This is a genomic window from Pseudarthrobacter sp. B907, assembly GCF_040137805.1.
Lineage (GTDB): Bacteria > Actinomycetota > Actinomycetes > Actinomycetales > Micrococcaceae > Arthrobacter.
On record NZ_JBEEQE010000001.1, the window covers coordinates 304,570 to 319,314 of the forward strand.

Below are 14,745 nucleotides of genomic sequence, written 5' to 3' on the forward strand. Positions count from 1 at the left end.
CTAGGCGTCGAGCGAGGCCAGCATCGCCTGGACCAGGGATTCCTGCAGCCACGTGGTGAAGTTGTAGACCAGCGCCAGGTAGCTTTCGACGTCCTCGGCCTGGGACCAGTCCTGCATCCGGTGGACATGCTCGGCGTCGGCGTCGTCCCGGATGTCGAGGCGTTCGGCGAGGACCAGCCGGACGTCGTTGAGCGCCGTGGACCAGTGCCGGGCGTCCGCGGGCGTCAGCACCAGCTCGTCCTTGTCCAGGCCGAGCGCGGCGGCCTTCAGCGCGCCGATCTTGCCCTCGCGCAGCGAGCGCTCGGTGTAGCGGCGGAACTCGAGGGAGGCCTCGTCGTCGTCCTTCATCACGTTGGGCAGCAGGCGCCGCAGGGCCCGGTCGGACGGTTCGCGGGCGTCGCTGTCGAGCCCGACGAGCGCGGCCAGCGGATCCTGGTTGGGGCGTTCCTCCGGTTCCAGCATGGATATGACGTCATCGAAGAGGCTGCGCAGCAGGTCCCGTTCGGCCGGTTCCAGGTAGCCCGTGATGCCCTTGAGCCCGTATTTGAATGCCTTAGCCACGTTTTCCCTTGCCCTTGCCAGATCCGCTGCCGCCGCCGGCGCCGCCGCTGGCCTGCTCCACGGTGGCCCACAGGCCATAGCCGTGCATGGCGACCGCGTGCTGTTCCACCTGCTCCTTGCTGCCGTGCGCCACGATGGAACGGCCCTTCTTGTGCACCTCGAGCATCAGTTTGTTGGCCTTCGCCTCGGAGTAGCCGAAGTAGCTGCGGAACACGAAGCTCACATAGCTCATCAGGTTTACCGGATCATTCCAGATCACGAGGTTCCAGGGGATGTCCGGGGCGGTCAGCACGTCGGTTGACGCCGCTGTTCCGGTCTGGGTGCTCTCCTGGGTGTCAGGGCCGAGCGCAACGCTAAGGGTCATCTGTCCATTCTATGGGGCGGTGGGCCCACGCCGGCGAGGGCCCCGCGGCGAAGCGAAGCGAGACGCGGGAGCCGGTGGGGACTAGAGTGAATTTGTGAGTACCTCTGCCGGCTGGGACCATCCCCGCACGTCCCTGTACACCGACCATTACGAACTGACCATGCTGCAGGCCGCGCTGCATTCGGGCGCCGCGCACCGCAAATCGGTGTTCGAGGCCTTCGCCCGGCGGCTGCCGGACGGGCGCCGCTACGGCATCGTGGCCGGCACCGGCCGGCTGCTGGAGGGGATCGCCGGTTTCCGCTTCGGCGACGCCGAGCTGGACTTCCTGCGCCGCACCAAGGTGGTCAACGAGGAAACCCTGGAGTACCTGGCGGACTTCTCCTTCTCCGGTGACATCTGGGGCTACGCCGAGGGCGAGGCGTACTTCCCCAACTCACCCATCCTGATTGTCGAATCCACCTTCGCCGAGGCCTGCATCCTCGAGACCTACATCCTCTCGATCCTCAACCACGACAGCGCCATCGCCTCGGCCGCCTCCCGGATGATCACCGCCGCCGGCACCCGCCCCTGCGTCGAGATGGGTTCCCGCCGGACCCAGGAGGAATCCGCCGTCGCTGCCGCCAGGGCCGCCGTGATCGCCGGTTTCGACAGCACCTCCAACCTCGAGGCCGGCCGGCGCTACGGGATCAAAACGGTGGGCACGGCCGCCCATTCCTTCACCCTGCTGCACGACACCGAGCGCGAGGCGTTCGAGGCGCAGATCGCCTCCATGGGCGCCGGCACCGCGCTGCTCGTGGACACCTACGACGTCGAGGCGGCCGTCCGCACCGCCGTCGAACTGGCCGGCGACAAGCTCGGCGCGGTGCGCCTGGACTCCGGCGACCTGGTGGCCCAGGCCCAGTGGGTCCGGCAGCTCCTGGACGAACTCGGCAACGAAAACACCCGGATCATCGTCACCTCGGACCTGGACGAATTCGCCATTGCCGCCCTGCAGTCCGCCCCGGTGGACTCCTACGGGGTCGGCACCTCGCTGGTCACCGGCTCCGGCGCGCCGACCGCCAGCATGGTCTACAAGCTGGTCAGCCGCACCGACGACAACGGGGACTTCGTGGCGGTGGCCAAGGCGGCGAAGAACAAGACCAGCAAGGGCGGCCGGAAGTACGCGCTGCGCAAGCTCAACGAGCGGGGCACCGCCAGCCAGGAGATCGTCGGCGTCGGGCACCGCCCGGAGGACGACGGCAACGACCGGCCGCTGCTGCAGCAGTTCATCAAGAACGGCGAGCTGCTGCCGGGCTGGACCGGGCCCGAGGGTGTGGTGCGGGCGCGGCAGCGCCACGCCGACACCATGCGGGAGCTCCCGGCCGTGGTCAACCGGCTCCAGCGCGGCGAAGCTGCCATCCCCACCATCTACGAGGAGGACTGAATGTCCCGTGCCCTGATCATCGTTGACGTGCAGAACGACTTCTGCGAGGGCGGGACGCTCCCGGTTGAGGGCGGGGCGGCCCTGGCCGCCGAGATCAGCGAATACGTCGACGCCCACCACGGCCAGTTCGACCACGTCGTGGCCACCCAGGACTGGCACATCGACCCGGGAGCGCACTTCTCGGAGCAGCCGGACTTCATCGACAGCTGGCCGCCGCACTGCGTCGCCGGCACCCGCGGCGCCGAGCTGCACCCGGACCTGGACACCGAGTACGTCCAGGCCTATTTCCGCAAGGGACAGTTCACCGCGGCCTACTCGGGCTTCGAGGGCCTGCTCGCCCCGGACGACGCCGTCCCCACCGGCGACCGCACACCGGGCTCCCTGCCCGTGGGCGGCGGCGACGCCGCCGGGACTTTCGCCGCGGACGAGGACGCCATCGGCCTGGACGACTGGCTGCAGAGCCACGACGTCGAGGAGGTGGTGGTCGTGGGGATCGCCACCGACCACTGCGTGAAAGCCACGGCGCTGGACGCCGTCCAGGCCGGCTACTCCGTCACCGTGCCGCGCGGGCTCACCGTGGGCATCGCCGAAGACCTCGACGACGCCTTCGCCGAGATGGAACTGGGCGGCGTCGACCTCGCCTGAGCTCGTCGCCGCCTCCGCCCGCACAGTAGACTCGGAATCCTTGCCAGTAAACGTCTGACCGTAAAGCCCCGGAGTACACCATGAAGAAGATCCTGACCGTCCTGATCGCTGCCGGGACCCTGCTCGGCGCAGCCGCCTGCTCGGCCCCGAAGATGACCAGCGAGGAGACCTGCGCCCGCATCAAGACCATCACCGCCTCGCCCACCTCCAGTTCTGACAAGTTCGGCATGACCCGGCTGGCGAACCAGATCCGGCCCATCGAGGCGACCGCGTCCGAGGAACTGCAGGCCCCGCTGCAGTCGATCGTCGACTACCTCGACGAGTCCGCGAAGAAGGACCCGGACTCGGCCAAGCTCGAGGAGCTGAAGGCCAAGTACACCTCGGCCGGCCAGACCTTCTCCCAGGCCTGCGGCGCCGCCCAGTAGCGGCGGGCACACCAGCGCANGAAGGACCCGGACTCGGCCAAGCTCGAGGAGCTGAAGGCCAAGTACACCTCGGCCGGCCAGACCTTCTCCCAGGCCTGCGGCGCCGCCCAGTAGCGGCGGGCACACCAGCGCACGAAAAAGGGACCGGTCACCCGGTCCCTTTTTCATGCCATTTTCCTGCACCGCTACTTCCGGCCGATGAACCAGTCCTGCAGCTTCCGCAGCCGCGTCTGCAGCTGCTCCTCGTTGGCCTGCGCCACTGCCGGGCCGCCGCAGACGGTGCGGAGCTTGGTGTGGATGACGCCGTGCGGGGTGCCCGTCCGCGCGGACCAGGCCGCGACGTTTTTGGCCAGTTCGGTGCGCAGGTCCATCAGCAGCCGGTGGTCCGGCACGGCCGGCGCCGCCTCGGCCGCCGGACTCTGCGGCGCGCGCTTGTTCTTCCGGTTGAGCTGTTCGTGCTGGCGCTGGCGCAGCAGGGTGCCGACCTGTTCGGCGTCGAGCAGGCCGGGGATGCCGAGGAAGTCGAGCTCGTCCTCCGAGCCCACCTCGCCGCCGGTGCCGAACTCGCCGCCGTCGAAGAGCACGCGGTCGAAGGAGGCCTGCGAGTCGAGCGCCTCGAACTTGCCCTTCATCAGGGTGTCGGAGGCCTTTTCCTCGCGGTTCGCCTCGTCCATCAGCGAGTCCTCGGGATTGAACAGGCCGTCGGCGTCTTCCTTCTCCGGACGGTCCAGGGCGTGGTCGCGTTCTGCCTCCATCGAGTTCGCCAGCGCCATCAGCTGCGGCACGGAGGGCAGGAACACCGACGCCGTCTCGCCGCGCTTGCGGGCACGCACGAAGCGGCCCACGGCCTGGGCGAAGAACAGCGGGGTGGACGTCGAGGTCGCGTAGACGCCGACGGACAGGCGCGGGACGTCCACGCCTTCGGAGACCATCCGCACGGCCACCATCCAGCGCTTCTCGCCGGCGGAGAACTCCTCGATCTTGGACGAGGCCTTGGCGTCGTCGGAGAGGATGACCGTGGGTGACTCGCCGGTGATCCGCTTCAACTGCCCGGCGTAGGCGCGGGCGTCGTCGTGGTCGGTGGCGATGACCAGGCCGCCGGCGTCGGGCACGGTGCGCCGCACCTCGCTGAGCCGCTTGTCCGCCCCGGCTAGCACGGCCGGGATCCACTCGCCGGCCGGGTTCAGTGCCGTGCGCCAGGCCTGGGACGTGATGTCTTTGGTGACGGCGGCCTCGCCGAGGGAGGCGGCCATCTCGTCGCCGGCGCTGGTGCGCCAGCGCATCTGGCCCGAGTAGGCCATGAACATCACCGGCCGGACCACGTGGTCGCGGAGGGCCTTGCCGTAGCCGTAGGTGTAGTCGGCCTTGGACCGGCGGATGCCGTCGCGGTCCTCGGCGTACTCGACGAACGGGATCGGCGAGGTGTCCGAGCGGAACGGGGTACCCGTCAGGGACAGGCGCCGGGCCGCGGGGTCGAAGGCCTCGCGGAGACCGTCGCCCCAGGACAGCGCCTCGCCGCCGTGGTGGATTTCGTCCAGGATCACCAGCGTGCGCGCCGCCTCGGTCTTGGCCCGGTGCAGCATCGGCTTGCTGGCCACCTGCGCGTAGGTGACGGCGACGCCGATGAAGCCCCGGCCGTGCTGGCCGTCGGCGTTCTTGAAGTTCGGGTCGATGGCGATGCCGACCTTGGCGGCGGCGTCGGCCCACTGGCGCTTGAGGTGGTCCGTCGGGGCCACAATGGTGACCCGGTTGACCACGCCGGCCTCGATCAGCATCGACGCCACCCGCAGCGCGAAGGTGGTCTTGCCGGCCCCCGGCGTGGCGACCGCGAGGAAGTCCCGGGGGTGGGTGCTGAAGTAGCTGTCCAGGGCTTCCTGCTGCCAGGCACGGAGTTTCGGCGCGGTGCCCCAGGCGGCCCGCTCGGGGTAGGCCGGCGGCAGGACGGGCCCGCCAAAGAGTGTCTCAGTCACCTAGGACCCCTCCCTTCCGCGCACGTCAGCCGGTTCCGGAGAAACCCTAGTAAGCACAAGAACACCAATCTTTTTCGGATGAACCGGACTGCAGAGACCCAGGCAGCCGGTTTCTGCCCGCGACGAATGAACGCCGCGCCGCGGGGGCCTTAGCGCGCAGGCCTTATTTGCCCGAGTCTCCGCCGTCGTTGCCCGGGCGGAGGCCCTCGTAGACCTCTTTGCACTCGGGGCAGACCGGGAACTTCTTCGGGTCGCGGCCGGGCGTCCACACCTTGCCGCAGAGGGCAATGACGGGCTCCCCCGACAGCGCGGATTCCATGATCTTTTCCTTGCGGACGTAGTGCGAGAAGCGCTCCCGGTCGCCCGGTTCAACTTCCTGCCGCAGTTCCTCGCGCTCAATGGTCGCCGTCGACGTCCCGGCGCCGGAGAGCTCACGCATCGGGTCGTTTTGGAGTGGATCCGTCATGCTGGTCATGCCACCCATCTTAGCCGCTGGATCGGACAGAATCGCGACGGCGGCGTCCGCCGTCGGGCATTGGGCCCCGTTAGAGGCCCTGCCAGCGCGGCTTGCTGTCGTAGCTGTGCCGGTAGTAGTCGGCGAGTCGCAGCGAGGACGCCGCCGCCTCGTCCAGCAGGACGGTGACGTGCGGATGCAGTTGCAGGACCGAGGCCGGGCAGATGGCGGCTACAGGTCCCTCCACCATGTCCCGGACGGCCTGCGCCTTCTGCGCCCCGGTGGCGAGCAGGATCACATGCCGGGCTTCGAGGATGGTGCCCAGGCCCTGGGTGATGACATGGTGCGGCACCTCCGCCAGGGTAGTGAAAAAGCGGGCATTGTCGCGCCGCGTCTGCTCCACCAGGGTCTTGATCCGGGTCCGGGAGGCCAGCGAGGACCCGGGCTCGTTGAAGCCGATGTGGCCGTCGGTGCCCAGCCCCAGCAGCTGCAGGTCCACTCCCCCGGCGGCCCGGAGGGCCTCTTCGAAGGCCCGGCAGGCTGCGGGAATGTCCGCGGCCTCCCCGTCGGGCCCCTGCACGTTCTCCGGGTCGATGTTCACCCGCCGGGTGAATTCGCGCAGGATGACTTCGCGGTAGGACCCGGGATGGCCGGCGGGGAGCCCCACGTACTCGTCCAGGCTGAAGGCCCGGACCCGGCCGAAGTCCAGGCCGCGCCGGTGCCGCTGCCCGAGCTCCTCGTACACCGGCAGCGGCGAGGATCCGGTGGCCAGGCCCAGGACGGCGTCGGGCTTGGTCCGCAGCAGGGCCTCGATCGCGTCCGCGGCGAGGGCGGCGATCGGCCGGCCGCCCGGAAGGATTACTACTTCCATGAACGGCAGGCTATCCCACTCCGGCCGTCCGGGCCCGGGCCCTCGGACCCGGTCAGCGGTTGACGGCCAGCTGGGCGAGCAGTTCGGGCGTGCGCGCGTCGAACCATTTGCCGCCCAGGTGCACTCCGGTGACAAACAGGGCGAAGCCCAGGACCGGGCCCACGCCCAGGCAGATCCAGCCCGGCACCGCGCCGCCGCCGGCGAGCTGCACCGCCACCAGCGCCGCCTCGGGGCTGACCAGCAACAGCAGGACCGCCATGCCGCCGAACTGGACGGCCAGGGTCTGCGCCACGTTGCCCGGGGGCTTCTTGAAGGGGCTCTCGCCGGGCAGCGGGACGGGCATGGTGTAGCGCGCTGAGACCACCGAGGACAGCCCCAGGCCGGTGAACAGCACCCCCAGCGCCAGGCCCAGGATGCCGGGCAGCAGCGCCCACGCTCCGGTGAAGAACAACGGGAGGACGCTGAAGGCCAGCACCACCGGCAGGGCGAACACCAGGCATGCGACGGCCCGTCCAAGCCTGTCGTGCAGGCCGCGCACACCGGCGGAGACGTGCAGCGCGAAGGCCGTGCTGTCGTAGGAGACGTCCGAGGAGATGGACCAGGCGAGCAGGAAGGCGGACAGCGGGCCGACGAACAGCAGGAGGCCGTAGAACCCCGACTGGCTGGCCTGGAACAGCAGCAGCACGGGCAGCAGCGGAACCACCACCAGCGCCCCGGCGTAGCGTGGATCGCGCAGCCAGTAGCTGAGCGAGCGGGCCACGATCGCGCCGGTCGGCGTGGCCGGAACAATCCCGAACAGCCCCAGGCCGGACGCTTTCTTTTTGGCGGTGCCCGCGTAGGGCGGAGTGGCGAGTGCCCGCTGCAGCAGCACCTTCCAGCACAGCGCCAGCCCGGCCAGGCTGGCGACGGCGATGAGGAGCTTGAGCGCCGCGGGACCGTAGTGGCCGGCGGCGAGCTCCCCGCCCAGGGCCCAGGCCGCTCCGGCGGGGGTCCACTCCAGGAACCGGGCGAGGTCTCCCATAAAGCCCGCGGATCCGGCGATCCCGCGGGCGACGCCGGCCACGATCGGGCCCATCAGCACCAGCGGGATCAGGAACGCTACCCCGCTGACGTCCCTGAACCGCCGCGACGTGGCCAGGCCCGCCGTGCCGGCCGTGACCACCTTGGAGACCACCACGCAGGTCAGCACCCCAAGGACCGCGCCGGCCAGGGCACCGGCGGCGGCCGGGAACCCCCGCGACCAGGTGCCCACGGTGGCCAGCGCCACGAGCGCCGTCGACGCCCCGGGGATGCCGATCAGCCCGGCCAGGGCCAGGCCCGCGAGCAGCTGCGGCACCGGCACGGCGAAGGTCGTAAAGCGGGCGGGGTCCAGTGTCAGGTCGGCTGCGGAGGCCACAATCGGGATGACCGCCCAGCCCAGCACCGCGGCGGCCCCGCCTAGCACCACCACCGTCTGCGCCGTGGCGACGTCGGCCTGGCGCAGGAGCAGCAGCCCCGCGACGCCGACGCCGACGATGCCGAGGGCGTACAGGGCCCCGATGGCCAGGCCCACCAGCTGCCAGGGGCTGCGCCTGAGGCTGTTGCGCAGCAGCGTGAGCTTGAGCCTCAGAAGGTGCGCAACCATTCGAGCCCTTCCGCGTGGCTGCGGCCGCCGACCAGCTCGACGAACCGGTCCTCCAGCGACTGGCCGGCCCGCACCTCGTCAACGCGGCCCGCGGCCAGCACCCGGCCGCCCGCCACCACCGCGACGTGGTCGCACATCCGCTGGACGAGGTCCATCACATGGCTGGAGACGATCACGGTGCCGCCGGAGGCGACGTAGCGGTCCAGGATGTCACGGATGTTGGCCGCGGAGACCGGGTCCACCGATTCGAACGGCTCGTCCAGCACCAGCAGCCGCGGGGCGTGGATCAGGGCCGAGGCCAGGGCGATCTTCTTGGTCATGCCGGCGGAGTAGTCCACCACCAGTGTGCCGGCGTCCTGGCTGAGGTCCAGGGCGGCGAGCAGCTCGGCGACCCGCGACGCCACCACGTCCCGCTCCATGCCGCGCAGCAGGCCCGCGTAGCTGACCAGTTGCTCGCCGGTCAGCCGGTCGAAGAGCCGGACCCCGTCCGGCAGCAGGCCCATCAGTTTCTTGGCCTGCAGCGGGTGCTGCCAGACATCCACCCCGTGGACCAGGGCGGTGCCGAAGTCCGGCCGCAGCAGCCCGGTCGCCATCGAGAGTGTGGTGGTCTTGCCGGCGCCGTTGGGCCCGACGATCCCGTAGAAGGAGCCCGCCGGCACGTCGAGGCTGATGCCGTCGACGGCGATCTTGGTGCCGAAGCGTTTGGCCAGCCCGCGCAGGGCGAGCGCCGGAACGGGCGGTTGCTCGAAAGTCATGTCGTTAGACTAACCGCCGCGGCGCCTAGAAAGTATGACGCGGGATGGCCCGTTCGTACTGCGGCGGCCAGGCCAGCTCGTGGCCCAGCTCGAAGGCCGCCCGCAGCCACCAGTGCGGGTCCCGCAGCGCGGCCCGGGCGATGAAGACGCCGTCGGCCTGCCCGGTGGCCACCGCGTGCTCGGCCTGGCCCGCGGAGGTCAGCAGCCCCACGGTGCCGGTGCGGATTCCGGCTTCGCGCCGGATCCGGGCGCTGAAGCCGGTCTGGTAGCCGGGGCCCACCGGAATCGACTGGTGGGCCACGGCCCCGCCGCTGGAGACGTCCACGAGGTCCACCCCGTGCTCGCCCGCCGCCCGGGCCAGCCGCACCGAGGCCTCGGCATCGATGCCGCCCTCGGCCCAGTCGGAGGCGGAGATACGCAGCAGCAGCGGCATGGAATCGGGGATGACGGTCCGCACGGCGTCAATGACGGCCAGGGTCAACCGGTTGCGGCCCTGCTCATTCCCGCCCCAGCTGTCCGTGCGGTCGTTGACCAGCGGGCTCTGGAACTGGTGCAGCAGGTAGCCGTGGGCGCCGTGGATCTCGATGGTGTCGAAACCGGCGCCGACCGCGCGGACGGCGGCGGCGGCGAAGTCGGCGATCACGCCGTCGATCTCCTCCTCCGTCATGGCCGACGGCGGTGCGTAGCCGTCGAAGGCCCCGGTACCCGGGCCGACCGTGCTCCAGCCGCCCTCGATGGCCGGGACCGTGCCGCTCTTGCCGGAGAACGGCCAGTAGGAAGAGGCTTTGCGTCCGGCATGGGCGAGTTGGGTGCCGATCTTGGCGTTGGCCGAGCCATGGCGGTGCACGAACGTCACGATCCGCTCCCAGGCCTCGGCCTGGGCGTCGTTGTACAGGCCGGCGTCCCGCGGGCTGATCCGGCCCGCGGCGTTGACGGCGGCGGCTTCGGTCAGGATCAGGGCCGCTCCCCCGGTGGCAAACGAGCCGAGGTGCATCAGGTGCCAGTCATTGGGCACTCCCCCGCCGGTCTCCGGCTCGCAGCTGTACTGGCACATCGGCGAAACCCAGCCGCGGTGCTCCAGCCGCAGCGAGCGCAGCTCCAGCGGGTTGAACAGGGCCGACCCCACTAGAACAGCACCCGGGCGAGGTTCTGACGGGCCTTGGCGACGCGCCCGTCCGAGGTCCCCACGACGTCGAAGAGCTCCAGCAGGCGCACCCGGGCGGTTTCGCGGGCGGGTCCGAAGTTCCGGCCGATGAACGCCACGATCCGGCCCAGTCCGTCCTCGACGTGGCCGCCGGCGATGTCCAGGTCGGCGACGGCCAGCTGGGCCTCGAGGTTGTCCGGTTCTTCGGCCGCGCGGCCGCGGAGCGCGTCCGTTTCGGCGGCGGACAGCGCCTGCAGCCGGCCCATCAGCTCCACCTGTGCCAGGCCGGCCTTGGCCTCGGCGTCGGCCGGCATCTCGGTCAGCGCCTGCCGGTAGGCCGCCGCGGCGCCGGCGTAGTCGCCGGCCTCGATCGCGTCGAATGCCTTCTGGTGCAGCGGCGGCAGCGGAGGAGCCTCGGGCTCGGCCGCGCCGGAGCCGGCTCCGATCCGGCCGGTCACCCCGTTGGCGGCGGCCACCTTGAGGAGTTCATCGAACAGGCTGCGGACCTGCTGTTCGTCCGCCCCGCCCTGGAACAGCGGCACCGGCTGGCCCTTGACGAGGGCGACGGCGGTCGGAACAGCCTGGACCTGGAAGGCCTGCGCAAGCTGGGGGAAGGCGTCGATGTCGGCGGCGCCCAGGACCAGCCGGCCCTCGTAGCCCTCCACGATCTGCTCCAGCGCATCGACCAGCTGGGCGGAGCCGGGCGAGTAGCCGGCCCAGAGGGCAATTACCACGGGGACCTTGGCTGAGAGGTCCACGAGTTCCTGGAAGTTGGCCTCTGTGACGTCCACCCGCAGCGGCGCGACGGCGCCGTCCTGGGCCCCGGCAGCGGGACCGGTTCCGGGGGCGGGCTGCTGTCCGGGGCCCGCCGGCGGGGCGGGCCGCTGTTTCAGCGAGGAAAGGTCGACGGCGCCCCGCAGGTTGAGCGGGTTGGCGGCAACTGGCGGGACCGGGCGGGAAGCGGGCGAAGTCATAGCTCCACTCTATCGACTACGCCCCGAGCAGCAACGACCGGGCCAGGAAGGACCCGAGCAGCAACGACCGGGCCGCGGTGGCGGCCCGGTCGTTGGTCCTGCTGTGTCTACTGCGTTGGCCGCCGGCGCGGCGGCCTCCGGCGGGGCTACTTGAACTTGGCCCCCACCAGGCCGCGGGTGGCGGCGACCAGCTTCATCGGGTCCTTGGAACCGGCCGGCGGCACGTAGACGGCCACAGATTCGGCGAAGTTCAGGACCATGCCGGTGCTGGTGTCCTTGCCCCCGGCCAGGGCCGCCGCGTCGTCGCCGATCGTCAGCTTGTCACCGGAGTTCTTGGGCGTGCCGTCGAAGGCGAAGTTCAGCCGGCCCAGGACCAGCGCGCCGCCGTCGGCGGTGCGGAACACCACGGTGTTCTCCGGAGCAACCTTGTGGCTGAAGGCGAAGGTGCCGTTCGCCCCGGAGTTCACCACGTCGTTCTGGTAGGCCAGGGTGTCCGCGATGTACGGCGAGGACTGTCCTTCGGATAGCTTGTCCTTGAAGGCCGAGTCGGCGGAGGACAGGCGGTCGCCCAGCCCGGCGAGCGCTTCCTCGCCGCTGTACAACAGCCCGGACTTGTCCGAGGGCGCCAGGGTTTCGGTGCCGCCGCGGTTGATGCCCGGGAAGGTGGTGCCCGGCTGCAGCGGGGTGGCCTCGACGAGCTTGTAGTTCTCCCGGGGGGAGGCCTGCACCAGGGTCAGCAACTGCGGGACGACGTTGCCGTCACCCTGTGTCACGGCCATCACGGAGCGCGGCCATTCGCGCTTGTTGCTCACCACGGTTGTCAGGAGCTTGGTGGAGCGCACCGGCATCCGGGGCTCGTAGCTGCCCACCTGGGCGCGGATCTTGTAGTTCTGGGTGCGCACGTCCAGCTCCGAGCCTGCCACCCGGGGCGCCAGCTTGGCGGCGTCCTTGGCGGCGTCGCCGGCGTCGACCGCGCCGCCGACCTGTTCGAGGATGCGGCGGAACTGGGCATCCAGCAGCACCGGGGTGCCGGCACCCTTGGCCGCGGCCGAGGAGCCGCTCGGTGCCGGCGAGGGAGCCTGGCTGGCCTGCGCCGCGACGCCGGTGCCGGCGACCGCGGCGGCGGTCAGCAGGGCGACTGCGGCGCCGGTAGCGCGGCGGGCGGCGGGGGCAACCCGGTTCTCGGCGACGCCGCGGTCGGCGGTGCCCTCCGGGGCCCGCGCACCGCCGGCGTTGCGGGCCTCGGCCCGGGCAATTGCCTGGGCGCGGGCGCGGCGGGCGAAGAGGCTGCCCTGGCGGGGGGCGCCGGTTCCGGCGGAGTCGTCGTCGTCGGTGGCGCCGCGCTTGGGCTTGAGCAGCAGCAGGGCCGCGCCGGCCAGGATGAGCAGCCCGCCGAGCACCATCAGCGGGATGGCCCACGGGGTGGACGTGTCATTCGGGAACGTCATCGAGATCGAGGACGGCGCCGGCTTGGTGCCGTCGGAGGCCAGCAGCAGGGACCAGTCGCCGTCGGCCGGCGGGGTCCACGAGTAGTTCAGCTCGCCGTTGGCGTTCTCGGTCGTCACCCAGAGGTCCGAGCCTGCCGGGGAGGGTGCCGTGGCTTCGCCGTCGGCGTGCTTGAGCTCCAGTGCCTTGCCGTCGTCCGAGACGCCGGTGACGGTGTTGTGAGCGGTCTTCCCGACCCACGCGTCGACGTCGTCCGGGCGGCCGGACGCGAGGGTGAAGTTGCCCTCGCCCTTGACCGTGATCTTTACCGTGCCGCCGTGCAGGGTGCGCAGCTTCTCGTCGATGACGGTCAGGGGGGCGGCGGTCCCGCCGGCGGGCGCGACGGCGGTGACGGTGGCGGGCGGGGCCCACACCGTCTTCTGGCCGACGCCGGCCAGCAGTGTCAGGAGGCCGAGCAGCACTAGTGCAACTGCAGTCTTGAAACGCAAAATATTACCTATCATCAGCGGACACGTAGCTTTAACAGTAACCGTTTTGTTACCTGCGAGTCAGATCGAGCGCCGTTCCGGTCCCTGCCCGGGACCCCTCCGGCTCCGCCGACCCGCCGTATGACAAGGCTGCTGATAGTGTTTGCGGTGATCGTCACACCCGGCCCGCAACCGCGGAGTTGCAGGGAAATACCAGAGAAAAAGGGCATTCAACGCAGTGACTGAACCCACGGATCCGTCCCCCTCGGGACACGCAGCCACCCAGGAATCCGGTAGCCAGCCACGCGGCCCGCTCGAGCCGGCCCCGCAGCACTCCGCCCCGCGGGCAGCCGCGGCCGGCTTCCTGATCTCGATGGCACGGCGCCTGCGCCAGCCGCTCCCCGGAGCCCAGCCGCGGCTGCGGTTCGAGATGCCCCCCGAGCAGGAGGAGTCCGAATCCGGCGCCGACAGCGGGAACACCGCGCGCTTCGGCGACCCGGGGCCCCGGATGTCAGCGCAGCACCCGCTCTATGTCGGCTTTTTGGGCACGGTCGGTGTCGGCGCCGCCCTGCTGGTGTACTGGATCGGCTCCCACACCACCCAGCTGCTGCTCTGGATCGTGACCGCACTCTTTATTGCCCTCGGCCTGGATCCGGTGGTCCGCTGGCTCGAGGGCCGGAAGGTGCCGCGTCCGGCGGGCATCCTGGTCTCGGTCGCCGTCCTGGCCCTGGCCGTCGCGGGCTTCTTCGCCGTCCTGATCCCCACGATCGTGCAGCAGGTGACGCAAATCGTGCAGGAGGCACCGCGCTGGGTTCAGGATTTCATCGACTCCGATTTCTTCCGCACGCTCGACAACCAGTTCGGCGTGCGTGAACGCATCAGCCAGGAACTCGAGAAGTTCGTCAACAACCCGGACGCCATGGGCGGCATCTTCGGCGGCGTTGTGGGCTTCGGTTCCACCGTGGCGAACGGCCTGTTCGGCGCCCTCATCGTCCTGGTCCTGAGCCTTTACTTCCTCTCAGCCATGCCGTCCATGAAGAAGTGGGGCTACCGGCTGGCGCCGCGCTCCCGCCGCGCCCGGGTCGAGGCGCTGTCCGAGGAGATCACCGGCTCCGTCGGCAACTACGTCATCGGCCAGGTCTGCGTGGCGCTGCTGAACGCCACTTTCGCCTTCATTGTGATGTCGATTGTGGGTGTCCCGTTCGCGGTGCTGCTCGCGTTTGTGGTGGCCCTGCTGGCCTTCATTCCGCTGGTGGGCGGCATGATCGCCGGCGTCCTGGTGACCCTGATCGCGCTCACCGCGGGCTGGCAGACGGCCGTGGTGTTCGCGATCTGCTACTTCGCCTACCTCCAGTTCGAGGCCTACTTCATCTCCCCGCGCATTATGCAGAAGGCCGTCGCGGTGCCCGGCGCGGTGGCCGTGATCTCGGTCATCGCCGGCGGTAGCCTGCTCGGCGTGCTCGGCGCCCTGATCGCCATCCCGACGGCGGCGGCGATCATGCTGCTGGTAAAGGAAATCTTCATCGTGCGCCAGGACAAGCACTAGGGTTTTTCGCGCCGGAAACGGACAGCCGCTGCGTGGATCGGAACTTGTCAACCTCCTTGAGACAGACCCGCTAGTT

At 70.4% G+C, this 14,745-nt stretch carries 14 protein-coding genes; 4 read left to right on the plus strand and 10 right to left on the minus strand.

Annotated elements, in window-relative coordinates; all coding sequences use genetic code 11:
• Both ABLI39_RS01520 and clpS read right to left on the minus strand, forming a co-directional pair.
• Positions 1–561, minus strand: coding sequence for a DUF2017 domain-containing protein (locus ABLI39_RS01520; RefSeq protein ID WP_349411577.1), 561 nt, complete (start codon positions 559–561; stop codon positions 1–3).
• A complete protein-coding gene (clpS, locus tag ABLI39_RS01525) occupies positions 554–925 on the minus strand; it encodes an ATP-dependent Clp protease adapter ClpS (RefSeq protein ID WP_146337199.1) in 372 nt (123 codons plus the stop codon). Before clpS ends, ABLI39_RS01520 begins: the two co-directional genes overlap by 8 nt.
• 94 nt (positions 926–1,019) lie before the next feature.
• Here clpS and ABLI39_RS01530 point away from each other — a divergent pair, with 94 nt between their 5' ends.
• From ABLI39_RS01530 to ABLI39_RS01540, 3 genes are all read left to right on the plus strand, one after another.
• Positions 1,020–2,348 (plus strand): nicotinate phosphoribosyltransferase, encoded by a 1,329-nt coding sequence (locus tag ABLI39_RS01530; protein WP_349411578.1) that lies wholly within the window; start codon positions 1,020–1,022, stop codon positions 2,346–2,348.
• Positions 2,349–2,993, plus strand: coding sequence for an isochorismatase family protein (locus tag ABLI39_RS01535; protein WP_349411579.1), 645 nt, complete (start codon positions 2,349–2,351; stop codon positions 2,991–2,993).
• 80 nt (positions 2,994–3,073) lie between these two features.
• Entirely contained in the window at positions 3,074–3,418 is a 345-nt protein-coding gene (locus tag ABLI39_RS01540) for a hypothetical protein (protein ID WP_146337197.1), read from the plus strand.
• Between the two features lie 185 nt (positions 3,419–3,603).
• On the opposite strand, the gene ABLI39_RS01545 is transcribed toward ABLI39_RS01540, so the two are convergent.
• The 8 genes from ABLI39_RS01545 to ABLI39_RS01580 form a co-directional block, all read right to left on the minus strand.
• Positions 3,604–5,388: a DEAD/DEAH box helicase gene (locus ABLI39_RS01545; RefSeq protein WP_349411580.1), complete on the minus strand. Its 1,785-nt coding sequence runs from the start codon at positions 5,386–5,388 to the stop codon at positions 3,604–3,606.
• A gap of 163 nt (positions 5,389–5,551) precedes the next feature.
• Positions 5,552–5,872 (minus strand): DUF3039 domain-containing protein, encoded by a 321-nt coding sequence (locus tag ABLI39_RS01550; RefSeq protein WP_146337195.1) that lies wholly within the window; start codon positions 5,870–5,872, stop codon positions 5,552–5,554.
• Positions 5,873–5,933: 61 nt separating this feature from the next.
• Positions 5,934–6,713, minus strand: a complete 780-nt coding sequence (nagB, locus tag ABLI39_RS01555) for a glucosamine-6-phosphate deaminase (RefSeq protein ID WP_349411581.1) — start codon at positions 6,711–6,713, stop codon at positions 5,934–5,936.
• 52 nt (positions 6,714–6,765) lie between these two features.
• On the minus strand, positions 6,766–8,337 hold the full coding sequence (locus ABLI39_RS01560; RefSeq protein WP_349411583.1) for a transporter: 1,572 nt from the start codon (positions 8,335–8,337) through the stop codon (positions 6,766–6,768).
• Positions 8,319–9,092: an ABC transporter ATP-binding protein gene (locus ABLI39_RS01565; RefSeq protein ID WP_349411584.1), complete on the minus strand. Its 774-nt coding sequence runs from the start codon at positions 9,090–9,092 to the stop codon at positions 8,319–8,321. The genes ABLI39_RS01560 and ABLI39_RS01565 overlap by 19 nt, the downstream gene beginning before the upstream one ends.
• A 25-nt stretch (positions 9,093–9,117) precedes the next feature.
• A complete protein-coding gene (locus tag ABLI39_RS01570; RefSeq protein WP_349411585.1) occupies positions 9,118–10,218 on the minus strand; it encodes an NADH:flavin oxidoreductase/NADH oxidase in 1,101 nt (366 codons plus the stop codon).
• Positions 10,218–11,210 carry a tetratricopeptide repeat protein gene (locus tag ABLI39_RS01575; protein ID WP_349411586.1) on the minus strand — a complete coding sequence of 331 codons (993 nt, stop codon included), beginning with the start codon at positions 11,208–11,210 and terminating at the stop codon, positions 10,218–10,220. Before ABLI39_RS01575 ends, ABLI39_RS01570 begins: the two co-directional genes overlap by 1 nt.
• Before the next feature lie 146 nt (positions 11,211–11,356).
• Positions 11,357–13,159 (minus strand): hypothetical protein, encoded by a 1,803-nt coding sequence (locus tag ABLI39_RS01580; RefSeq protein ID WP_349411587.1) that lies wholly within the window; start codon positions 13,157–13,159, stop codon positions 11,357–11,359.
• A gap of 202 nt (positions 13,160–13,361) precedes the next feature.
• Here ABLI39_RS01580 and ABLI39_RS01585 point away from each other — a divergent pair, with 202 nt between their 5' ends.
• Positions 13,362–14,669: an AI-2E family transporter gene (locus tag ABLI39_RS01585; RefSeq protein ID WP_497899922.1), complete on the plus strand. Its 1,308-nt coding sequence runs from the start codon at positions 13,362–13,364 to the stop codon at positions 14,667–14,669.
• Positions 14,670–14,745 lie beyond the last annotated feature (76 nt).